This is a genomic window from Nocardia sp., from assembly GCF_025465275.1.
In the GTDB taxonomy this organism is placed as follows: domain Bacteria; phylum Actinomycetota; class Actinomycetes; order Mycobacteriales; family Mycobacteriaceae; genus Nocardia.
Genome location: NZ_JAODNK010000100.1, coordinates 1 through 22837 on the forward strand (window position 1 = coordinate 1; position 22837 = coordinate 22837).

Annotated in this window: 22 protein-coding genes; 12 read left to right on the forward strand and 10 right to left on the reverse strand. The window is 65.4% G+C overall.

Annotation, left to right across the window (positions count from 1 at the left end):
- On the reverse strand, window positions 1-470 hold a 470-nt coding region (locus JWN03_RS23630), incomplete at its 3' end, for a carboxymuconolactone decarboxylase family protein (RefSeq protein ID WP_297618985.1).
- Entirely contained in the window at window positions 467-1540 is a 1074-nt protein-coding gene (locus JWN03_RS23635) for an NAD(P)H-dependent amine dehydrogenase family protein (RefSeq protein ID WP_297618988.1), read from the reverse strand. The genes JWN03_RS23630 and JWN03_RS23635, both read right to left, overlap by 4 nt.
- A 45-nt stretch (window positions 1541-1585) precedes the next feature.
- Here JWN03_RS23635 and JWN03_RS23640 point away from each other — a divergent pair, with 45 nt between their 5' ends.
- Both JWN03_RS23640 and JWN03_RS23645 read left to right on the forward strand, forming a co-directional pair.
- A complete protein-coding gene (locus JWN03_RS23640; protein ID WP_297618991.1) occupies window positions 1586-2056 on the forward strand; it encodes a nuclear transport factor 2 family protein in 471 nt (156 codons plus the stop codon).
- Between the two features lie 150 nt (window positions 2057-2206).
- Window positions 2207-2566, forward strand: coding sequence for a DUF4189 domain-containing protein (locus tag JWN03_RS23645; protein ID WP_297618993.1), 360 nt, complete (start codon window positions 2207-2209; stop codon window positions 2564-2566).
- 179 nt (window positions 2567-2745) lie between these two features.
- On the opposite strand, the gene JWN03_RS23650 is transcribed toward JWN03_RS23645, so the two are convergent.
- Window positions 2746-3423: an NADPH-dependent F420 reductase gene (locus JWN03_RS23650; protein ID WP_297618994.1), complete on the reverse strand. Its 678-nt coding sequence runs from the start codon at window positions 3421-3423 to the stop codon at window positions 2746-2748.
- A 44-nt stretch (window positions 3424-3467) separates the two neighbouring features.
- Window positions 3468-3815, reverse strand: coding sequence for an ArsR/SmtB family transcription factor (locus JWN03_RS23655; protein WP_297618997.1), 348 nt, complete (start codon window positions 3813-3815; stop codon window positions 3468-3470).
- Between the two features lie 113 nt (window positions 3816-3928).
- Here JWN03_RS23655 and JWN03_RS23660 point away from each other — a divergent pair, with 113 nt between their 5' ends.
- Window positions 3929-5122, forward strand: a complete 1194-nt coding sequence (locus JWN03_RS23660) for an MFS transporter (RefSeq protein ID WP_297618999.1) — start codon at window positions 3929-3931, stop codon at window positions 5120-5122.
- A 55-nt stretch (window positions 5123-5177) separates the two neighbouring features.
- On the opposite strand, the gene JWN03_RS23665 is transcribed toward JWN03_RS23660, so the two are convergent.
- The 3 genes from JWN03_RS23665 to JWN03_RS23675 are packed head-to-tail and all read right to left on the reverse strand — an operon-like array spanning window position 5178 to window position 7977.
- Window positions 5178-6137, reverse strand: a complete 960-nt coding sequence (locus tag JWN03_RS23665) for an isopenicillin N synthase family dioxygenase (protein WP_297619002.1) — start codon at window positions 6135-6137, stop codon at window positions 5178-5180.
- Entirely contained in the window at window positions 6134-6583 is a 450-nt protein-coding gene (locus JWN03_RS23670) for a nucleoside deaminase (RefSeq protein WP_441343041.1), read from the reverse strand. Before JWN03_RS23670 ends, JWN03_RS23665 begins: the two co-directional genes overlap by 4 nt.
- Window positions 6584-6588: 5 nt before the next feature.
- A complete protein-coding gene (locus JWN03_RS23675) occupies window positions 6589-7977 on the reverse strand; it encodes a purine-cytosine permease family protein (RefSeq protein ID WP_297619005.1) in 1389 nt (462 codons plus the stop codon).
- 260 nt (window positions 7978-8237) lie between these two features.
- On the opposite strand from JWN03_RS23675, the gene JWN03_RS23680 reads away from it, so the two are divergent.
- Window positions 8238-9080, forward strand: a complete 843-nt coding sequence (locus JWN03_RS23680) for an SCO6745 family protein (protein ID WP_297619008.1) — start codon at window positions 8238-8240, stop codon at window positions 9078-9080.
- A gap of 21 nt (window positions 9081-9101) precedes the next feature.
- On the opposite strand, the gene JWN03_RS23685 is transcribed toward JWN03_RS23680, so the two are convergent.
- The 3 genes from JWN03_RS23685 to JWN03_RS23695 form a co-directional block, all read right to left on the reverse strand.
- Window positions 9102-9722, reverse strand: a complete 621-nt coding sequence (locus tag JWN03_RS23685; RefSeq protein WP_366914466.1) for a methyltransferase family protein — start codon at window positions 9720-9722, stop codon at window positions 9102-9104.
- Between the two features lie 278 nt (window positions 9723-10000).
- Entirely contained in the window at window positions 10001-10591 is a 591-nt protein-coding gene (locus tag JWN03_RS23690) for a VOC family protein (protein WP_297619014.1), read from the reverse strand.
- Between the two features lie 51 nt (window positions 10592-10642).
- A complete protein-coding gene (locus tag JWN03_RS23695; protein ID WP_297619017.1) occupies window positions 10643-12241 on the reverse strand; it encodes a PucR family transcriptional regulator in 1599 nt (532 codons plus the stop codon).
- A 279-nt stretch (window positions 12242-12520) separates the two neighbouring features.
- On the opposite strand from JWN03_RS23695, the gene JWN03_RS23700 reads away from it, so the two are divergent.
- The 8 genes from JWN03_RS23700 (at window position 12521) to JWN03_RS23735 (ending at window position 22819) form a co-directional block, all read left to right on the forward strand.
- Window positions 12521-14011 (forward strand): CoA-acylating methylmalonate-semialdehyde dehydrogenase, encoded by a 1491-nt coding sequence (locus tag JWN03_RS23700; protein WP_297619019.1) that lies wholly within the window; start codon window positions 12521-12523, stop codon window positions 14009-14011.
- Between the two features lie 11 nt (window positions 14012-14022).
- On the forward strand, window positions 14023-15387 hold the full coding sequence (locus tag JWN03_RS23705) for an aspartate aminotransferase family protein (RefSeq protein ID WP_297619022.1): 1365 nt from the start codon (window positions 14023-14025) through the stop codon (window positions 15385-15387).
- Between the two features lie 129 nt (window positions 15388-15516).
- On the forward strand, window positions 15517-17004 hold the full coding sequence (locus tag JWN03_RS23710) for a gamma-aminobutyraldehyde dehydrogenase (protein WP_297619025.1): 1488 nt from the start codon (window positions 15517-15519) through the stop codon (window positions 17002-17004).
- 230 nt (window positions 17005-17234) lie between these two features.
- The gene (locus JWN03_RS23715) at window positions 17235-18452 is read left to right on the forward strand and encodes an ABC transporter substrate-binding protein (RefSeq protein WP_297619028.1); all 1218 of its coding nucleotides are present in this window, start codon (window positions 17235-17237) and stop codon (window positions 18450-18452) included.
- 8 nt (window positions 18453-18460) lie between these two features.
- Window positions 18461-19546 carry an ABC transporter ATP-binding protein gene (locus tag JWN03_RS23720; RefSeq protein WP_297619031.1) on the forward strand — a complete coding sequence of 362 codons (1086 nt, stop codon included), beginning with the start codon at window positions 18461-18463 and terminating at the stop codon, window positions 19544-19546.
- Window positions 19546-20442, forward strand: coding sequence for an ABC transporter permease (locus tag JWN03_RS23725; RefSeq protein WP_297619034.1), 897 nt, complete (start codon window positions 19546-19548; stop codon window positions 20440-20442). The genes JWN03_RS23720 and JWN03_RS23725 overlap by 1 nt, the downstream gene beginning before the upstream one ends.
- Window position 20443: 1 nt before the next feature.
- Entirely contained in the window at window positions 20444-21274 is an 831-nt protein-coding gene (locus JWN03_RS23730; protein ID WP_297619037.1) for an ABC transporter permease, read from the forward strand.
- A gap of 129 nt (window positions 21275-21403) precedes the next feature.
- The gene (locus tag JWN03_RS23735; RefSeq protein ID WP_297619042.1) at window positions 21404-22819 is read left to right on the forward strand and encodes an NAD(P)/FAD-dependent oxidoreductase; all 1416 of its coding nucleotides are present in this window, start codon (window positions 21404-21406) and stop codon (window positions 22817-22819) included.
- Window positions 22820-22837 lie beyond the last annotated feature (18 nt).

Genomic DNA, 22837 nt, shown 5'->3' on the forward strand with positions numbered 1-22837 from the left:
GGGAGTACGCAGACGGCGTCGAGGCCGAAGACGTGGTTGAGGCGGCCGAAGGCCAGCCAGGAACCGAGGCACATGGTGAGTTCGACGGCTTCGGCCTGGGTGTAGGCGGCGAACATGCGGGTCCAGAATTCGTCATCGAGGTTGTGGTGGTCGAGGGCGTAGCGTTCGGCGTATTCGGCGGCCAGGCGGGTGCGGTCGTCGAAGGATTCGGTTGTGCGCCAGTCGGTTACGTCCTCCTCGAAGGACTCCTCGACCTTTTCGCCATTGCGGTCGGTCCGCCAGTCCAGGCAGAACAGGCAGCCGTTGATCTGCGCGATGCGCAGTCGGGCGGCTTCGAATTCGCGCAGTCCGAGGGTGGAGTGCGAGTAGACGGCGAGGGCGAAGTTGGAGGCGGCGATGCCGATGCCGGGCACCATTTCACCCCATACGTAGCCGATGGGGTCCTTGCCTTCGGGAATGTCGATGATCACGGCTGGTTCCTTCCGAGAGTGCCGGGTCGCAGTGGGATGTCGAGGGCGTCGTAGAGCCCGGGTTCGGCGGCCACCAGCCAGTCGATGGCGCCGACCAATCTGCCTACGGCGGTGGCGTTTCCGCCCGCGGAGTGATTGCCGCCCTCATCGGTGGCCTGAATGGTGACCTCGATGTGCGGGCGGCCTTCGATGATCACGCGGTGCGCGCCGGCGCCGCTGTGCGGCAGCGGCCAATCGGTGGCACAGGAGGCGTGGATGCGGGTGATGTGTTCGATGACGATGCGCGGGCGGCCGTCGACAATGCCCTGCACTTCGAAACGGATCGCGCCCTGGGTGCCCGCCTCGAACTCACCCATGAGCTGGGTACTGACGGTGGCTTCGAGCGGGCGGCGTTCCACCACCTCGCGAATCTCCTCGATGGTGACGCCGAGCCCGCGCGCGATGAGCCGAATCTGCCCGCCCCACACCATGGTCGGCACCGAGGCCATGAGCATGGGCGGGTCGTAGTCCATGGGCTGTCCCATACCGACCAGGTAGCGGACCGAATCGGGTTGGTCATAGGTGGTGTAGTCGAAGATCTCCTGGCAGCGCACCACGTCCACGGTGCTGCCGAGCCCGCTCATGAGCAGCGGCAGCACATCATTGCCCCAGCCTGGATCGACGCCGGAGACAAACAGTGAGCCGCCGCCCTCGGCGATCGCGGCGAGCACCGCCTCACGGAGTTCGGCCGGGGCATTCTGTTGGTCGTAGAGGGCGTACAGCGCGGGTGTCACCACCACGGCGCCCGCCCGCAGCGCGCGCAGGATGTCGGCGAGGGCATCGTCGGGGCGGATATCGCCCGAGGCTGCATAGACAACCGCGCCCGGTGCTTCGGCGAGCGCGGCGGCAATATCGTCGGTCGCCGCCACTCCCAGTTCGGTGTCGAGCCCGGCGAGGTCACCCGCGTCGCGTCCCACTTTCGCCGGATTGTGCACGAGCACGCCGGTCAATTTCAGCGCCGGATGCGCGGCCACCGCGCGGATAGCGGCGCGGCCGACATTGCCGGTGCCCCAGACCAGGGTGGGTATCATTCCGGGAGGGTAGCAAATGCTTGGTTGGTTGTGGTCCAATTCACCATGGATTTGAATGCAGTCGAGGAGATTCGCACGCTCAAGTACCGCTATCTGCGGACGCTGGACCTCAAGCAGTGGAAAGATTTCGGCGAGACGCTCAGCACGGATGTGATCGGTTCGTACGGGTCGCCGTCCGGCGGCATGCCGGCCGAATTCACAGGTCGGGACCAGATTGTCGACTATATGCAGGGCGCGCTGAGCGGGAACATCATCACCGTGCACGTGGCCAACCACCCGGAGATCCAGGTCGACGGCGATACGGCCACCGGCAGTTGGTGTTTGGAGGACACGGTCATAGTCCCCGACTATCAATTGCTGATTCGCGGGGCCGCGTACTACAACGACACCTACCGCCGCGAGGACGGCATCTGGCGGATCACGAGCACCGGTTACGTGCGAATCTACGAGTCCAAGGTGTCCACCGCGGGCCTGCCCGGGTATGAAATCACGGCCAATCGCTGGGCCGGTAACTGATCTTTCCGGACAGGAAAAGCGCTGAGCGCCTTCCCCTCTGAGTGTTCCTCCAGCCGTTAACGCCTGTCGGTACCGTCGGCGATAGTGGGTCGCACGGTCGAATTCGTTCGACCGCTGCACTATCGGTTCGACACACAGCTAGGAACACCCATGCGCAAGATCCTTCTCGGTACCGCCGGTATCGCGTTCGCCGCTCTCGCCACCGTGCTGCCCGCCGCACCGGCGTCGGCCTCCGCCAACTGGGGCGCCATTGCCGTCTCCGGCGATGGCGATCTGGGTTGGGCGTGGAACTACGATTCCGAGTCCGCCGCGAGCCAGGCCGCCGAGGCCAAGTGCGGTTTCAGCGACTGCTCGACCGTCGCCTCCTTCACCGGCTGCGGCTCGGTCGCGTACTCGGCGAGCATGAACAAGTACACCGGCGGTTACGGCTCGACACCGGCCGAGGCGGAGAGCTCCGCGCTCTGGTACGGCGATTCGAGCATCGTGCGCGCGGCCATCTGCAACGACTGATCCACCACCGGATCGCCTGCGCTGAGCACCGCGCGACGAACCTGACACCGTCGTCCCGGAGCTAGCCTCGGGGGAAGAAAATCAGGTTGACCGGCCCGGACATCACAGCATTCGAGGGGATGCCATAAGGTCCGGTCCGGCAACTCGCCCAATGGATTTCAGCATTGGGCCGGAGTGACTCACCGCTCGGCGGCATCGACCGCCTTGCGAACAGTCTCGGCATCGGCCGGGGCCGCGTCGTTCTCCCAGAAGGGAGCGGCGGCCGCGTACGGCGCACCGTAGGCCGGAGTATCGGGATGGGTCCGCCAGCTGTCGCTCGCGCTGCCGATATCGACCGCGTCGTAGCCCAGCGCATTGATGAATTGTGTGGCAGCGGCTTTCGCGTCGGTGTCGTCGCCCGCGATCGGCAGGGCGGTCCGATCGGACGCACCGGCGGGGCGGCTGAGTACCGCGAGATGCTTGAAGTAGATGTTGTTGAACGCCTTCACCACTCGTGAGCGCGGTAGATGTCGTTGTAGTAGCTCGCTGCTGGTGGCCGTTCCCGCCTCCAGGTCCGGGAACTCGCCGTCACGCTCCGGGTAGTAGTTATTGGTATCGATGACGACCTTGCCGACCAGCGGGTCCGCCGGCACGTCGCGGTAGGCCTTCAGCGGAACCGTCACCACCACAATGTCTCCGGCCGCAGCGGCCTCCTCCGGAGTTCCGGCGCGGGCCCGCTCCCCCAGCTCCTGCACCAGATCGGCCAATGTCTCGGGCCCCCGGGAATTGCTCAGCACCACATCGATCCCGGCTGCGACGGCCAGTCTTGCCAGCGTCCCGCCGATATTGCCGCTCCCGATCAATCCCACCGTAGTCATGATTCTGGCCAACCCCGGTGCGTCCACGGATGTTCCCGGGCAGCTCAGGAGGGTTCGCTCCCGGCTTCCGCGGCAGCGATCACGGTTGCGCCGGCGGCCAGGGCGGCATCCAGAACACCGGGAAAACGGATGTTCAAATCCGTGCGCCGAAGCTGGATGAAGCGGTTGCGGCCATCCTGCCGAGCGCTGATCAGCCCGGCGTCTCGCAGCACCCGATAGTGATGGGACGTGGTCGATTTATGGACCTCGATGCCCTCGGCGGCTGCGGTGCAAGCGTGCTCGGCATCGTCGGCGAGGGCCGTCAGCAGCCGCAATCGCACCTGGTCGGACAGGGCGTGCATGACTTCGACGAACTCGATGTCGTCGACAGCAGGCTGTGGCAGGTACCGCATAGCGACAAGCTACTCCACGGTTCGATCGTTTGACACCTATCCAACCGTCCCGCATAGTTTGACAGTCATCAAACTTACGCGGGCTTCCCGCCCCACTCCCGCAGGAGCCTCGGGTGAATTCACGTCTGATTACCTTGGCGCTGGGCACATTTGCCATCGGCATCGATGCCTTCGTCACCGCCGGGCTGGTCGCTCCGGTCGCCGCCGATCTACACGTTTCGACCTCGGCGGCAGGGCAACTCGTCACCGTATTCGCGCTGTCCTATGCGGTGTTGTCACCGGTGCTGGCGACCGTGACGGCGCGATTGTCGCGCAAACACGTTCTGCTGGCGGCCTTGTCGCTGTTCGTACTGGGCAATGTGGTTACCGCGCTGGCTGGATCGTTCGCACTGGTATTGGCGTCGCGAGTGATCGCGGCGGCGGGCGCGTCCATGTACACGCCCAATGCCACCGCGGTCGCGGCGGCGCTGTCGCCACCCGAACGTCGAGGGCGCGCGATCTCGGTGGTGATCGGCGGGCTGACGGTGGCAACGGCGCTCGGTGTGCCGATCGGATCATGGATCGGCGGGGCACTGAACTGGCGCGCCACCCTGTGGATGGTGGTGGCGCTGGGCGTCATCGCATTCCTCGGCGTCGCGAAGGTGGTACCGATTGTGCGACTGCCCGCACCCACATCATTGCGGGAGCGGCTGATTCCGCTGCGCGACAAGACTATTGCGACGGGAGTGCTACACACCGTGCTGCTGTTCGGTGGGCAGTTCGTCGTCTACACCTACCTCGGATCGGTGCTGCTGCATGCGACCGGCGGCAGCCCGGGGCGATTCGCGTTGCTGCTGTGGATCTATGGACTCATGGCCGTAGTGGGCAGCACTCTGAGTGGACGGTTCGTCGATCGACTGGGTTCCCGGCGCATCCTGCCCGTCGCGGTGGGGGGTGCGGCGGTCGTCCTGGCCTTCGCGCCGGTGGCCGGTCATTCACTACTCACGGCCGCGATCTGGGCCGCCGCCTTCGGGCTTCCCGGCTGGACTTGGGCTGTGGCACAACAGCATCGGCTGATGGAGCTCGCACCGCAGGGATCGCCGCTGCTGCTGGGGCTCAATGCGTCCGCACAGTATCTCGGCATTGCCCTGGGCGGCGCGATCGGCGGAATCGGCTTGCAGACATGGGGAGCAGGGTCGCTCGGATGGATCGGCGTTGTGCTCGCATTGGGCGCGCTCGCACTACTGACAGTCAGTCTGCACGGTTCCCGGCCCCAAACCCGTAGCGCTACAGCGGGTATTGCCGCGCCGCTGAAATCCCCGGCCTGAGTTCGCCCCTGCGGCCGCCACACTCCCGACGGCCGCAGGAACTCGCCAGATGGTCTCAACCCAAGGTGATGGCGTCCAGTCGGGTGCGCAGGAACTCGGCGGACACCACCGGTTCCAGGCCGTCGATGCGGCCGATCGGCGGCGCCAGCGGGGTGACGCGAGCATCGTAATCGAGTTCGTAGAAGTAGATGAGCGAGACCAGATCCTCGTCCGGGGCCGTCTCCTGCGGGGGCAGCACCCGGTGGCGGCCGGCCGGCCAGCGCTGACCGCTCCAATGTGCCAGCAGGTCACCGATATTCACGGTCAGCGCGGACGGATCGAAAGGTGCGTCCGCCCAGCCCTCTTCGTCGGTGTAGACCTGCAGGCCGCCGGCTCCGGGCTCACGATCGAGCACGGTGACGGTGCCGAAATCGGTATGCGGTCCTATGCGGAACTGGCCGGGTTCGGGCGCGCCGAGGTGTGTGAGCGGCGGATACCAGTTGATATTGCAGGTCCAGGTGGGGCGGGCGGACAAACCTTGGAAAGGGTTGTGCGGCAACTCGAGTGCCGCTGCGAACAGGGCCAGCAGCTCGTCGGACAGCGTGCGCATGGCCTCGATATAGGCGGTGGACAGCGCGTGCAGCTCGGCCACCTCCTCCGGCCAGACATTGTCGAGGAACCACACTTCGTCGACGAGCCTGTCGCCGGTGCGGGTGTCCGCGCCGACGGCGAAGGTCTCCTTCAGATCGGGCGGAGTCTCGGTGCCCTCGGAGTAACCATTGGCCTCCAGGCCGGGACCGATCCAGCCGCGGCCGCCGACGGCGGTCGCATAGCGCTGCTTCACCTCCTCGGGGAGGGCGAAGAAGCGGCGGGCGGCGGCGCGGAGCGCACCTGGAAGCCCTTCCGGCACACCATGTCCGCGCACCAGCAGGAATCCGGCCCGCTGCATGCCCTCGTCGACCTCGCGCAGTACCTGTGCCGCGGCCGGGCCGCCCGCGCGCCAGCGGTTCATATCGACGGTCGCGATGGCATTCACTCCGCTACCCCTATGTCCTCGTTCCAGAGTTCCGGCCGGTCGGCGATGAAGCGTTCCATCATGTCCACGCAGGCCGGATCGTCCAGCACGGTGATCGAGACTCCGTGTGCGGCAAGCCATTCGTGGCCGCCGGTGAAGGTGATCGACTCCCCGACCACAACCGCGCCGATACCGAACTGGCGGACCAGCCCGCTGCAGTACCAGCAGGGCGACAGTGTGGTCACCATGATGGTGTCGCGGTAGTCGCGGCGGCGACCGGCATTGCGGAAGGCGTCCGTCTCGGCGTGCAGGCTGGGGTCCCCGGCTTGGACCCGGCGATTGTGGCCGCGGCCGAGCAGGTTTCCCTCCGAGTCGAAGAGTGCGGCGCCGATCGGAATGCCGCCCTCGGCAAGTCCGAGCTGCGCCTCGTCATAGGCGGTGACCAGCAGATCTTTCGCGGTGATCATGCCGATCATGCTGCCACCGCCGCACGCGAGATCCGCGCACGGTTGACCAGCAGGTAGGACGCGCCGGAGATCAGGAAGCCGACGAAGAAGGTGATATCGCCGAGCTGCGGCCAGGCCTTCGCCGCGTAACCGACGAACTTGGCCTGGTTGGAGAACAGCACCACCGACACCACCAGGCCGACCAGGAAGGCCGCCACACCGCCCCAGTTGGTGTAAGAGCGGTCGTAGAGCAGGTGGTCGATGCGCTGGCCGCGACGCAGGTACTGGTCGGCGAAGACGATGCCGAGCCACGGGCCGATCCAATAGGCGACGATCAGCAGGAACGCCTCGTAGTTGGCCGCAGCGTCGGGCAGGGCCCACCACGCGACCAGGAAGCCGACCACACCGAAGACGGCCGAGACCAGTGCCCGCTGGGTGCGCACCGGCAATTTGAACCCCATGGTGACGAAAGCCATTGCGCCCGAATAGACATTCAGCGCATTGGCCGCGACCGCACCGACCGCGATGGCCAGCAGGGTCAGTTTCGCCAGGAACGAGGGCAGATTCGCGGTGAATACATCGGTCGGGCTGCCGTCGGCCGTGGCGGCCAGGGTGGCCGAGGCAGCGCCGACAATGCTGAGCCAGACGCAGGAGATGAACAGTCCGGCGGAGGCGTAGAGGCCGGTAGCGGTCCGGGAGACCGACGACGGCAGATAGCGGGAGTAGTCCGCGGCGTAGGGGTTCCAGCCCGCTCCGTAACCGAAGGCGGTGCCGACGGTGAGCAGGAAGCCGCCCATACCGCCCGCTCCCCCGGCCGGTGCGGGTGCACCCAGATCGGCCTTGCTGAAGATCACCACGGTGACAATGGCGAAGACGATTGCCAAGAGCGGGAAGGCGATTCGCTCGAATGCCTGCACCAGATTGTGCCCGAAGAATGCGAAAGCGGTCTGCGCCAGCACAATGACGAGTAGTGACGGCAGTTTCGGCAGACCGGTCAGCGAGTTCAGCGCGAAGGCGCCGCTGACGCTATTGGTGGCGAACCAGCCGACACCGCACATGATTGCCATGAATCCAGCCGGCAGCGCATTGCCGAGATAGCCGAATCCCAAGCGGCCCAGCACCATTTGCGGCACACCGTGCAGGGGTCCGCGAGCCGAGAGCAGATAGTGCGCGACGGCGCCGAGTCCGACGCCGATCGCGAGACCCAGACTCGCCTGCCAGAAGTTCATCCCGTAGGCGGTCACGGCGAGTACGCCGACGAAGATCGTCGCGAACTCCATATTCGGCGACATCCACGTCCAGAACAGTTTTCGTGGCGTGCCGTGCCGCGCGCTGTCGGGGATGTAGTCGTCGCCGCCGGGCTCGACGGCTATCAGCCGATCGCTGTAGGCCGCCTCGGTCCGGGTCGATGCCATAGATATAACTCCTCGTCTCGGTCGCTTGACCTGTGAGGATTGTGCGGGGCCGATTGTTGCCTGGATATGAAACAGCGTTACCAGCGGAAATCAATATAGTGACCCAGGTCACACACCTTACATTGAGCACGGATTCGAGTGCGTAATCTTACAATTCGTCGGGGTAGCAATCCGACTGTGGCGCAGCACAATCCACGATTGTCCGAGAATCGACGACAATCTGACTCTAGTAGGATGAACCTAGCAAGTAATGTGACGGAATGGACAACGACTTCGCCCGCGCCATGTGGCGGGTGCTCGAGCCCCTGCACGCGGTGACCTATTTCGCGCCCGACTGTAGTGCCGCCAATAAAGCCGCCGGCTTCCGCGGCTACTGGATGGGCTACTTCGCCACCCGATCCGCGCCCCTCGGCGCCGTCGGACCGGGCGTCATCGAAGCGACGTTCTACAACTTCCACCCGGCGATGATCCGGCGTGCCATTCCTGACGCCTGGACCTTCGCCACCCCCGAGATTGCCCTGACTACCCGGCGCACCGTCGCCGCTGGGGTGTTGCAGGCGCTGGTCCCTGATCTCACCGCTGTAATCGATGAGGCCCTGCCCGCACTACAGGCGGCCATCGCCGGAGCTCCCGCGCCCGGCCGAGCGCTCTTCGCGGCCAATCGCGACCTTCCCACCCCGGCCGACCCCGCCGAGGCGCTCTGGCAGGCCGCCACCACGCTGCGCGAGCATCGCGGCGACGGTCACGTCGCCTGCCTGCTCGCCGAGGGCATCGACGGCTGCGAAGCGCACGTCCTCTTCTCCGCCTACACCGGCACCCCGGAGGCGATGTGGCGCGAAAATCGCGGCTGGACCGAAACCGATTGGGCCGCAGCCCAACACCGCCTCCAGTCCCGCGGCCTGCTGCGCGACACCGGCATCACCGATACCGGCCGCGACCTTCGCATCCATATCGAATCCCGCACCGACGAGCTGGCCATGACCGCCTACCGCGACGTCCCGCAGATTGCCGCGGCCCTCGCGGCGCTCATTCCGGCCGCGAAGACCGTCGCACACAGCGGCGTGGTCCCGTACCCGAACCCGATGGGCGCCAACCCGGCCTGAGGCGGGAGGGCGCGGCAATGCTCACCAGACTCCGGGGACCAGGCGCTTGGTGGTGGATCGATAGGTCTCGTACGGCCGCCCCATGGTCTCGACCAGAGCCTTCTCCTCGACATCGATGCGCCGCATCAGGCCGTAGGTGGGGATGATCGTCACTATGAGCAAGGAGATCCAGTTGTCCGCTGCGAGACCGAAACCGAGGGTCACGAGCAGGACGCCGGTGTAGGAGGGATGGCGGATCCAGTGATACGGACCGCGATCCACCACCGACTGACCGGCATCGACCTCGACGGTGGTGCGGAATGACTTGCCCAGCACCGCAATTGCCCATACTCGCAGGATCAGGCCCAGCCACATCACGACGACGCCGACGACCTCCCAGAACAGGTGCGGGCCGGGGAAGCGTAGGGGGCTGTTCGAGGACAGCACACCTGCGACGATGCTCGCCACCAGCACTGACGGGAACATCAGTAGCAAGATTACGAAACGGGTTCCACGATCTCGCGCAGTCGATCCTCTCCGCTGCAATCCGTCGCGTATGCGCAGGTAGAGCTCGAGCGCTAACCAAACCCAGGTGGTGACAACAGCCGCGTTCACGATGACTCCCCTCGTTCGGACCACTGGCCTGTCTATTAAGAGAAGCACTCTGGTTGCTGCCGCACATCGGGAAGCTCCCTGATGAGGCCCGGATATGTGGGGCGCTGAGGGCGAGGGTTGCGGATCTGGGCGAGGGTCGCCATTGAGGGCGAATGCGTCACGGACGGTGGCCGACCATGTGATTTTCGATCCGAGGGGGTGGGGGTGGCTTATTGGCTTGCAGGACAAAGAAGAGGCGGGGGAACCCTGGGTGCCGTACCCGGTTTACCTTCCGCAGCTGAGAGCGCGATCGCCCTCCCAGCTGGGTCGACCGGCTGTGGTTGCGTTTACGGACACAAGGAGAGCACCGGGCGCCGGATTCGTCCCATATCCCGGCAGTCTCCGCGATGGGAGATGTCGAATGTGATTGGGGGCGTGATGAATTGGGGAGATTCCGGGCAATCGCGGAAGAGGGCTGGGAACTGGTCGGCTTGCGGGCTGCGCGGGTCCAGCGGACGGGCGGCGGTCATGACGACGCGCACGTTCTCCGGCGTGATGACGGTCAGTTCGCGGGAGTTCCACGGCATCTCCTGCGGGTCGCTCGCGCATCCGGGCGCCAGCTGCTCGCAGCGCTCGGCGATCACCTCGATCTGGCCGAGCACGCAGGCGAAGCTGGTACTCATCGCGGACGCCTCGGCGGCGGGCTCCCCCGGCACCAGCAGCACATCCTGGAATGCCCAGCGGCGCAGGTGGATCAGCCGGTCGGGCACGGTGAAGATGTCGATGAATCCGAGGCCGCGCATCCAGAAATCCTGCGACGCGGCGAGATCCGCGGTCGGCACGATGATGAACATCGGCATGCCGTAGTAGCCGCGGTACAGCTCGGGAGCGACCGCATCGAGTGCGGGCATGGGAACGGGACTGATGTATTCGCTCATGCCCTGATCGTCGAGCCTTACGTCGCGTCAGGGTCAAGCCGATACGGCCGCCTATAGCTCGCCGGGGACCGTGAGATCGCGGATGAGCAGGGCGGTGTGCAGGGAGGTGCGGGTCTCGCCGTCGTCGAGGTCCACATCGAGGATGCGTTCGATGCGAGAGAGGCGGTCGTAGAGGGTGGGGCGGCTGATGTTCAGGCGCTTGGCCAATTCGGTCTTATTGCCTGCCAGGTCCAGGAATTGGCGCAGGGTGCGGGTCAGGTCGGCTGATTGGCGGATGTCGTACCGGAGAAGGGCGCTGAGCTCCGTTTCGGCGAAACGCTGCACCCCGGGTTCGTCGCGAATGAGGGAGAGCAGCCCGCGCAGCCGAACGTCACCACTGCGATAGAACGAGCGGGGCGCGGAAGACGCCAGGGAGAGTGCGACTTCGGCTACGTGCGCAGCCTGGGAGAGTTCACGGGCGGTGTCCAGGAGTGAATCGGATTCTGCGCCGACGCCCAGAACGGCACGGTCAACGCCTGGTACACGGCGGATTTCGCCGAGCATCAGGGTACACACCGCAGTGAGGACCGCGTCGAGATCACCGGTACGAGAAACCGCCAGGACAAGATTCACACGGTTGCCGTGATCGGGTGCGGCCAGCGCGGTCGCCTTGGCGAGAGCCACACCGTGCAGCGCCGCGTCGAGAATTGCGGCGGTGCGACGTTGGTGGGCAACGGGATCGGATTCGGTAGCCGCCGCTACGTCTATTGCGAGCGGGACGTAGCGCGCCCGGCGCGCGAGGCCGAGGGTGGCCGCGAGCGCGATGGCATCACGCTCGTCGGTGAGACGGCCGTTGATCATGTCGTCGATGAGACCGGTCTGCGCTTGCCGGTGCAGGCCGAAGCGATCACGCTCGACCATGCGATGCAGCGTGAGAGTTTGCGCGGCGCGCTCGAGAACCATGCGGGCGCGGGCATCGGGCACTCGGCTGGAGCGCAGGATGAGCCGGCCCCAGCGCTGCATATGCGGGCCGACCGGAACCACATTCGCATCGTGGTCGGGCAGTAGGCGGGACGTGGTTTCCCAATGGTCGAGCAGCGTCGAGGTCGCGGTGTGGCGAGCGGTGGAGGCGAGCACCCGGTGGGTCAGATCCTCGAGCACCACGGAGGCGTCGAGCAGACCGGCAGCGGTCTTCACGATTTCGGCCAGGGACGCGCGGCGCACGCTGAGATCGGTGAAGGTTTCGTGGACGCTGTGCGCGAATTCCAGTTCGGCGTACTGGTCGGCCACGATGACGCGGTGCACCGCCTCGGTGACCTCGACGAACCGCACCACCCGGCCGAGCGCGACGATCGGCAGCTGCAGCCGGTCGGCGGTCTCGGCCACGATCGGCGGCAATTCCCGTATGTAGGTGCCCAATTCGACGACCAGGCCCGATACCCCGGCGGCGGCCAGGGATTCCAGATATTCGACGGTGGCGGCATCGCTGCGCGACAACGCCTGCCCGGTGGTCAGGATCAGTTCCCGGCCGACCAGAAGTTTCGCGACATCCGAGAGTTCGCTGACGTGCACCCAGCGCACCGGCCGGTCCAGTGACCCACCGCCGACGACTTCCGGCTGCCCGGCGCGCACGACGGGGATCGCCAGGACATCAGCGACGGAGAGGAGCACCTACGAATCGTAATACGAATGCCGGAATCACGTACAAAACGTCGGGGGTCGCAGCGACAATGTTCATGAAGAGTAGGGATCGGGCCACCGCAGTCCCGCCCGACGGCTTCTCCGATACCGGCAAGTCCCAGCTGGTCCTCATCCGGACCGTGGCTTCCGGTAGCCGTCGGCGGTTCCGCCCCACGCCCGCCTCCGAGGCCCGACCCCCGCCATGCCGGTGCTGGGGGTCGGGCCCATCTCGCTCTGCGGAGCCCGTTCCATCCATCGAATCGAGGAGATATGCAGACCATCGCGCATTGGGCCGACGGCAAGTCATTCACTGGCACCAGCACGGCCACCGCGCCCGTGACCAATCCGGCGACCGGCCTGGTGACCGGACAGGTCGCGCTGGCGAATGCCGCCGACGTGCGAGCGGTCGTCGATGCCGCCGCCGCAGCGTTCCCGGCCTGGCGCGACGCCTCCCTCTCCAAGCGCACCCAGGTGCTGTTCCGCTTTCGCGAGCTGCTCAACGCACGCAAGGAGGAGATCGCGGCGCTCATCACCGCCGAGCACGGCAAGGTGCTCTCCGATGCGCTCGGTGAGGTGACGCGCGGCCTGGAGGTTGTCGAATTCGCCTGCGGCATACCGCATCTGCTCAAGGGCGGCTACACCGAGAACGCCTCCAGCAAGGTGGATATCTTCTCCATTCGCCAGCCGCTGGGCCCGGTCGCGATCATCTCGCCGTTCAATTTCCCGGCCATGGTGCCCATGTGGTTCTTCCCGCTCGCCATTGCCGCCGGCAACACCGTGGTGCTCAAGCCGAGTGAGAAGGATCCGTCGGCGGCACTGTGGACCGCGGCCCTGTGGGAGGAGGCCGGACTGCCCGCCGGTGTCTTCAATGTGGTGCAGGGCGACAAGGTCGCCGTGGACGAACTGCTGGAAAACCCTGCGATCAAGGCGGTGTCATTCGTCGGCTCCACCCCGATCGCCAAGTACGTCTACGAGCGCGGCACCGCGCACGGCAAGCGGGTGCAGGCCCTCGGCGGCGCCAAGAACCATATGGTGGTGCTGCCCGACGCCGATCTGGATCTGGCCGCCGACGCCGCCGTGAACGCGGGCTTCGGCTCGGCGGGCGAGCGGTGCATGGCCATCAGCGCACTGGTCGCGGTCGGACCGATCGCCGATGACCTGGTGGCGCGGATCGCCCAGCGCACCAAGACCATTCGCACCGGCGACGGCACCAAGGATTCCGATATGGGTCCGCTGGTCACGCAGGCGCACCGCGACAAGGTCGCCTCCTATATCGCGGCGGGCGAATCCGCCGGTGCGACAGTCGTTCTCGACGGGCGCACGGTGCAGGCCGACGGCGCGGCGGACGGCTTCTGGCTCGGCCCCACCATTCTCGACAATGTGACCACCGAGATGAGCGTCTACACCGACGAGATCTTCGGCCCGGTGCTGTCGGTGGTGCGCGTCGACACCTACGACGAGGCGCTGGCGCTCATCAATGCCAATCAGTACGGCAATGGCACCGCCATCTTCACCAATGACGGCGGTGCGGCCCGGCGCTTCCACAATGAGGTCGAGGTCGGCATGGTCGGCATCAACGTCCCGATCCCGGTGCCCATGGCCTATTACAGTTTCGGTGGCTGGAAGAATTCACTCTTCGGCGATTCGCATGCGCACGGCATCGACGGCGTGCACTTCTTCACCCGCACCAAGGCCGTCACCTCCCGCTGGCTCGATCCCAGTCACGGCGGCCTGAATCTCGGCTTCCCGCAGAACAACTGATCGGACGGGCGATGACACTTCCCAATGGATTGACTCCCGAGGCGGCCCGGGCGCAGGCCGCCCGCGCGTACGAACTCGACCGCAAGCACGTCTTCCACTCGTGGTCGGCACAGGCGCAGCTGAAACCCATGGTCATCACCGCCGCACAGGGCTCGTACGTGTGGGACGGCGAGGGCAATCGGCTGCTGGATTTCTCCTCGCAGATGGTGAATACCAATATCGGGCATCAGCATCCGAAAGTTGTCGCGGCGATTCAGGAGCAGGCGGCCAAGCTGTGCACCGTCGCCCCGCCGCACGCCAATGACGCCCGCTCGGAGGCCGCCCGGCTGATCGCCGAACGCACACCCGGCGAGCTGAATCGGATCTTCTTCACCAATGGCGGCGCGGATGCCGTCGAGCACGCGGTGCGTATGGCACGGCTGCACACCGGGCGCTACAAGGTGCTCGCGCGCTATCGCTCGTACCACGGCGGCACCGAGACGGCGGTCAATCTCACCGGTGACCCGCGGCGCTGGCCGAACGATCATGGCAATGCCGGGGTTGTGCACTTCTTCGGACCGTTCCTGTACCGCAGCCAGTTCCATGCGAGCACAGAGGCCGAGGAATCGCAACGCGCGCTCCAGTATCTCGAGCAGACGATCCTGCTGGAGGGACCGAGCACCATCGCGGCAATCGTGCTGGAGTCGGTGCCGGGCACCGCCGGAATCATGGTTCCGCCACCGGGTTACATGGCCGGGGTGCGGGAATTGTGCGATCGGCACGGCATCGTCCTCATTGCCGATGAGGTGATGGCGGGCTTCGGGCGCACCGGAAAGTGGTTCGCCATAGAGCATTTCAGTGGAGTGGTGCCGGATCTCATCACCTTCGCCAAGGGCGTGAATTCCGGCTATGTGCCACTGGGCGGCGTGGCCATCGCACCGCATATCGCGGCGACCTTCGACGACCGCGTCTATCCCGGCGGGCTCACCTACTCCGGGCATCCCCTCGCAACGGCGGCGGCGGTGGCCACCATCAATGCCATGCAGGACGAGGGCATTGTCGAGAACGCGGCGTCCATCGGCGAGAACGTGCTCGGCCCCGCGCTGCGTGAACTCGCCGAACGGCATCCGAGCATCGGCGAGGTCCGCGGCCTGGGTGTGTTCTGGGCGCTGGAACTGGTGAGCAATCGCGAAACTCGTGAGCCGCTCGCCCCGTACGGCGGCACCAGCCCGGCCATGGCCGAGACCGTCGCCGCCGCCAAGGCCGCCGGTCTGCTGCTATTCGTCAATTTCAATCGGCTGCACGTCGTTCCGCCGTGCACCATCTCCGAGGGTGAGGCGAAGGAAGGTCTGGCCATCCTGGATCAGGCACTCACCGTCGCCGACTCCCACCTCTGATTCACCTGTGCCCTGTGCGGTTCCGCCGCACAGGGCACAACCACATCCGCCCGAGGCACAGCAAACTCGCGGTAACAAAGCGAACGTAGGGTGTCTCCACGGTGAACAAGACGCAATGCTAGGAGCGCAGTGAGTCCGCAAGAACTGCAATTCATCGGCGGGGTCCGCCGAGCCGGGTCGGGTGCGCCGCTGGATATCACCGCGCCCTCGACCGGAGAAGTCATCGCCTCGGGCGCCGGCGCAAGCGTCGCCGACGTGGAGGCCGCCGTCGCTGCCGCCCGCGCGGCCTTCCCACCGTGGGCAGGAATGACGCCGGGCGAACGGTCCGACATCATGCACCGCTGGGTGCGGCTGCTGCGCGACCACGCCGGGGAACTGGCCGCTGTCGAAAGCCGAAATGCGGGCAAGCCGATTCGGCTGGCACAGGAGTTCGATGTGCCCGGCACCATCGACAATGTCGCGTTCTTCGCCGGGGCCGCACGCAATCTGGAGGGCAAGGCCTCGGCCGAGTACTCGGCCGATCACACCTCCACCATCCGCCGGGAACCGCTCGGGGTGATCGGCTCCATTTCGCCGTGGAACTATCCGCTGCAGATGGCGGGGTGGAAGATCCTGCCCGCCGTCGCGGCCGGAAACACCATTGTGCTCAAGCCTTCCGAGCTCACTCCGCTCACCTCGCTGCTTTTCGCCGAGATCGCGACCGAGGCGGGCGTCCCGGCGGGCGTGATCAATGTCCTCACCGGCGTAGGGCCCGTCGCAGGTCAGGCGCTGGTCGAACATCCTCGGGTCGCGATGGTGTCCTTCACCGGGTCCACGGCCGTCGGACGCCAAGTGGCCGCTACCGCAGCCGGTTCGGTGAAGCGTGTGCATTTGGAGCTCGGCGGTAAGGCGCCGTTCGTTGTGTTCGACGATGCCGATCTGGAAGCGGCGGCGCGCGGCGCGGTCGCCGGAGCGCTGATCAATGCCGGGCAGGACTGCACCGCGGCCACTCGCGCCTATGTCCAGCGGCCGCTGTTCGACGAATTTGTCTCCCGGGTAGCCGATCTCATGGATCACGTGACGCTCGGCCCGGTGGATGATCCCGAAACCGATATGGGACCTCTGATTTCACTCCCGCACCGGGCGAAGGTGATCGGCATGGTCGATCGCGCTCGCGAATACGGCGCCAAAGTCGTTCGCGGCGGCCGGATTCCGGAGCACACCGATGCCGGCGGCGCGTACTACGAGCCGACGCTGATCACGGGAGTCGCTCAGGATTCCGAGATCGTCCAGAACGAGGTCTTCGGACCGGTGCTCGTGGCACTGCCGTTCGATACCGATGACGAGGCAATCGAATTCGCGAATGACACCGCGTACGGCTTGGCCGCCTCGGCGTGGTCGAGGAATGTGTTCCGCACGCAGCGCGCGAGCCGGGAGATCCAGGCCGGGTGTGTGTGGATCAACGACCACATTCCGATCCTCAGCGAAATGCCGCACGGTGGATACAAGGCCTCCGGATTCGGAAAAGACATGTCCACCTATTCATTCGACGACTACACCAATATCAAGCACGTCATGTCGGATATCACCGCCGTCGCGCACAAGCCGTGGCACGACACCGTCTTCCGCGCCGAGTAGCTGAACAGCCCGACCCACCGCGAGGGTGGGTCCCGATGAGTAGGACTCATCGGGGCCTGCCCTCATAGTCGTGCCCGCACCATTTTCCGCACCTGACAACTAAATTCGTTGCGTAACGTGGAATTTTCAATGGAATCACTTGCGATACAACAGGACTATGGAACTATCAGTTCAACGGCGCAGCACCGCTGCGATCTTCGTTATCCCGTCCTGGTGAAGGTGCGACCCTCATGAACAAGTCCCCGGACTCTCTGCCAACAGACTTTCCCGGCATGCGCTCCGCACGGCCTTCCCGCCGCGGATTGCTACGCGCCGGCGGGCTGATCGCGGCAGCCGGCGCGCTCGCCGCCTGTGGCACGAAGGGCTCGTCCTCCAATGGCGGCTCCCCCGCGTGCGCCGCGCCCGCGGATACCTCGGCGACCCAGAAGACCATCAATTTCTCCAACTGGCCCGGATACCTCGACGAGCAGCCCGGCAATGCCGAAATCCACCCCACCATGGCCGAATTCACCGCGAAGTCGGGCGTCAAGGTCAGCTATGTCGCCGACGTCAATGACAACAATGAGTTCTGGGGCAAAATCAGTGCGCAGCTGACGTCCTGTCAGAGCATCGATCGCGACCTCATGGTGCTGTCGGATTCCACCGCGGTGCGCGTGGTCCGGCAGGGCTACACCCAGCCGCTCGATCTCACCAAAATGCCCAACTTCGTGAAGAATTTGCATCCCATGCTGCGCGGCAGCGATGTCGATCCACAGAACAATCGCATGGTGCCGTGGCAGTCCGGCCTGGTCGGGATCGGCGTGAACACCAATGTCACCGGCGAGGTGCACACCATCGACGAACTGCTCACCCGGCCCGATCTCAAGGGCCGGGTCGTCTGCCTCACCGAAATGCCCGACACCATGGGGCTGATGCTGCACTCGATCGGCAAGAGCGCCGCCAAATTCACCGACGACGACTACGACAATGCACTTGCCAAGCTGCAGAAGGCAGTTCAGTCCGGGCATGTTCGCAAATTCACCGGCAATGACTATGTGCAGGATCTGGCCACGGGCGATATCGCGGCGTGCATGGCCTGGTCCGGCGATGTCATCCAGCTCAATGTGCAGGATCCGAAGGTCAAGTTCATCAGCCCCGACGAAGGCGCGGTGCTCTACTCCGACGAATCCCTCATCCCGGTGACCTCCCCGCACGCCGACAATGCCATGGCGCTGCTGGACTTCTACTACGACCCGGCCATTGCGGCCCGGCTCTCGGCCTTCGTCAACTACGTGTGCCCGGTCGCCGGAGCGCAGGAGGAGATGGCGAAGTTCAATCCCAAACTCGCACAGAACGAATTGATCTTCCCGACCCCGGAAACGCAGAAGAAGCTGCAGATCTTCATGTCGCTGACCGAGGCTCAGGAGAAGAGCTACCAGTCCAAGTTCCAGACTCTCGCGGGTGCGTGATAGTCGATATGACCGATCAAGACCTGCGCATCGAGTCAGTCACCAAGAGCTTCGGCGACTTCCATGCCGTCGCCGATCTCGACCTCACCATTCCCGACGGCTCGTTCTTCGCCATTATCGGGGCCTCCGGCTGCGGTAAGACCACCACGCTCCGCATGATCGCCGGGCTCGAAGAGCCGACCAGCGGCCGGATCATGCTGGGCGACAAGGACATCACCGCGCTGCGGCCATACCGCCGGCCGATAAATACCGTCTTCCAGAGTTATGCGCTCTTCCCGCATATGACGGTCGAGGACAATGTCTCGTACGGCCTGCGCCGCAAGGGAATCGGCAAGAATGCCGCCCGCGAGCAGGCCCATCAGATGCTGAAACTGGTGCAGCTGGAAGGCTTTGCGGCCCGCAGGCCCGCGCAGCTCTCCGGCGGCCAGCAGCAGCGCGTGGCACTGGCCCGCGCGCTGGTCAATCATCCCGAGGTGCTGCTGCTCGACGAGCCCCTGGGCGCACTGGATCTCAAGCTGCGGCGCCAGATGCAGTTGGAGCTCAAGCGATTACAGACCGAGGTGGGCATCACCTTCGTGCACATCACCCACGATCAGGAGGAGGCCATGAGCATGGCCGATACCGTCGCGGTGATGAACGGCGGCAAGCTCGAGCAATCCGGTGCGCCACAGGCGATCTACGACTTCCCGGCCAGTGCGTTCGTGGCCAATTTCCTGGGGCAGACCAATCTCATCGAGGCCACCGTCACCGGTAGCGGCGACGCGGTGACCATCGATGCGCAGGGGCATCGGCTCGCCGTTCCGGCGGCGAGGTGCCGGACCAGCTCGGGAGACGCGGCGCTGGGCATCCGGCCCGAGAAGATCGGGCTGGCAAGCGAAGCCGATCAGGTGCCGGACGGCCGCTCTCATCTCACCGGTATTGTCACCGATGCCATCTTCCTCGGCGTCTCCACCCAGTATCTGGTGCGGACGGCCTGGGGTCAGGAACTCTGCGCCCAGGTGCCGAATGCGGGGCCCGGCAATGTGATTCCGCCCGGCTCACAGGTGGCGGTGCACTGGCACCAGGACCATGCGTTCCTGCTGGGACGGTCGTGATGGCCGTACTCCCGGCGTCCACCCACGCGGCTCCCGTGGACATGCCACGCGCAAAGCGTGGCTTCACACCGTATCTACTGCTCGCACCCGGCATCCTCTTCCTGCTGGTGTTCTTCGCGGTGCCGACGGTGCAGCTACTGGCGGCCAGCATGTACGACCGCACCGGATCCATCGAAACCGGTTACGCGCAGACGTTTTCGCTGGACAATTTCAGCTACGCCTGGGAGCAGTACCAGCCGCAGATCTTCCGCTCGCTGGCCTACTCGCTCATCTGCACTGTGCTCTGCATTGTGATCGGCTATCCGCTGGCGTACGCCATTGCGCTCAAGAGCGGGCGGTGGAAGAACCTCATGCTGATCGCCGTGATCGCGCCGTTCTTCACCAGCTTCCTGGTGCGCACCTTCGCGTGGAAGGCGATTCTCGCGGACACCGGTCCGCTGGTGGCCGTCCTGCGGGCGGTGCATCTGCTCGGCCCGGACGGACGCCTGCTGGCCACTCCGGTGGCGGTCATCGCGGGCCTGGTCTACAACTTCCTGCCGTTCACGGTGCTGCCGTTGTACACCAGCCTGGACAAGCTCGATCCGCGACTGCTGGAGGCCTCGGCCGATCTGGCGCACGGGCCGATGCGGACGTTCCTGCGCGTCACATTGCCGCTGACCATGCCCGGCATCGTCGCGGGCACGCTGCTCACTTTTGTCCCCGCCACAGGCGACTACGTGAACTCACAGCTGCTGGGCAATACCAGCACCACGATGATCGGCAATGTCATCCAGTCTCGACTGCTGGTGGTAAAGGATCTGCCGGTCGGATCGGCACTCTCGGTGGTGCTGATGGTGGCGATTCTGGTGCTGGTGCTGCTCTACCTGCGCAAGACCGATACCGATGAGGTGGTGTGAAATGACTCGCCGACTATGGGGATGGGTACGCAAGAATGCGGTGCTGCTGCTCGGATTCCTGATTCTGGCGTACATGCTCGCGCCGATCGCCGTGGTGATTCTGCTGTCGTTCAATCAGCCCGGTAGCCGCAACACCACATATGTGCTGAACCTGCACGAATTCCACTTCACCTGGCACAACTGGTCGAGTATGTTCGCACCGGCCGGTTTGCGGGATGCGCTCGTCATGAGCCTGATCATCGGTCTGCTCGCCGCGGCCATTTCGACCGCATTGGGCACCGCCATCGCATTCGCGCTGGCCCGCTATCGATTCCGCGGACGGTCCACGGTGCAGGCGCTCATCTTCCTGCCCATGGCCACACCGGAGATCGTGATGGGCTCGTCACTTCTGACACTGTTCATCGGTTTCGGTATCCCGCTAGGTTTTTGGGCTATTCTCATCGCACACGTCATGTTCTGCCTGTCGTTCGTGGTTGTCACCGTAAAAGCACGACTGGCCGGACTGGACCCGAGGCTGCAGGAGGCGGCCATGGACCTTTATGCAACGCCCGTTCAAGCGTTCCGGTCCGTAGTGCTCCCCCTGGTGTGGCCGGGCATCATGGCCGCCGCGCTGCTGGCTTTCTCGCTGTCCTTCGACGATTTTGTGGTCACCAATTTCACCGCCGGTACGACGGAGACTTTCCCCATGTATGTCTGGGGCATCAATCTGCGCGGCATTCCGCCGCAGGTGAATGCGGTCGCCAGTTTCACTTTCCTGTTCTCACTGGTCTTCGTCATCGCCGGGCAGCTACGTAATCGCCGCCGCTCGGACGATCGCGCCGCCACCAGCTGATTTCCCTGCGCGCCGCCGGGCCTGGTCGCAAAAGACCGCCGGCGGCTTTCGCGTACCCCCAGACCAACACAACAGTGAGTTGGGCCGCGCGGCCGGACCGGGCGGCAAGAGAGAAGGAGTTGATCGGCCATGCAGGCCAAAGGAAGCAAACTGTTGGCGTCGGCACTGTCGGAAGCAGCGTCGACGCCGTACTGGACCGACCGGCCGGACCGGCCCGTTCCGAACGACCCGCTGACCACCGCCACCGACGCCGATCTGGCCGTCATCGGCGGCGGCTACAGCGGATTGTGGACGGCGCTGCTGGCCAAGGAGCGGGATCCGGGTCTCGACGTCGTACTCGTCGAATCCGCCCTGTGCGGGCACGCGGCCTCCGGTCGCAATGGCGGCTTCTGCGCCGCCAGCCTGACCCACGGACTCGCCAACGGTATGGATCGCTTCCCCGACGAGATCGACGATCTGGAGCGTTTGGGCCGGCAGAACCTCGATGAGATCGAGGCCGCCGTCCGGCGCTACAACATCGACTGCAATTTCGAGCGCACGGGCGAGCTCGAAGTCGCGACCGCACCGCACGAGCTGGAGTGGTTGCGGGAAAGTCATGACGCCGCAGTCGCTCTCGGCTATCGCAGTGAACTGCTGAACGCGGAGGAGGTGCAGAATCTCGTGCACTCCCCCACCTATCTCGGTGGCTGGTGGGACCGCGACGGCGTGGCCATGCTCGACCCGGCCCGCCTGGCCTGGGGTCTGCGCCGCGCCTGCCTGGAGAAGGGCGTGCGCATCTACGAAGGCACTCCGGTGCAACGCATTTCGAAGTCGCACGGGAACTTGACGCTGCACACCCCGCACGGTGAGGTGCGCGCACCCCGAGTCGCACTGTGCACCAGCGCATTCCAGGGACCGCTGGCCAAGGTATCGCGACATGTGGTTCCGGTGTACGACTACGCGCTCATGACGGAGCCGCTGACGCCGGAGCAGTTGGAGTCCATCGGCTGGAACAAGCACCGCATGGGCCTCGGCGATGCGTCGTACCGCTTCCACTACTACCGCTTGACCAGCGACAACCGCATCCTGTTCGGCGGCTACGACGCGATCTACCACTTCGGAAGCAGGATCGCGCCGGATCTGGAGTACAACGAGGCCACCTTCGAAACGCTGGCCAAGCACTTCTTCCAAACCTTCCCGCAGCTGGACGGTTTGCGATTCACCCATCGCTGGGGCGGCATCATCGACACCTGCGGGCGGTTCTGCGCCTTCTTCGGCTCGGCATACAAGGGCCGCCTCGCCTACGCCGCCGGATACACCGGCCTCGGCGTCGGTGCGACCCGCTTCGGCGCGGAAGTCATGCTGGACCGCCTGTGGCACCTCGACACCGAGCGCACCAGGCTCCGCATGGTGCGCTCCCGGCCACTCCCGCTACCGCCGGAGCCGTTGCGCTCAGCCGGTATTCAGCTGACCCGCTGGTCGATGGCCCGCGCCGACAGCCATCAGGGCCGGCGAAACCTCTGGCTGAAAACCATGGATCTGACCGGCCTGGGCTTCGACAGCTGAGATAACGGCGGCGGCCCG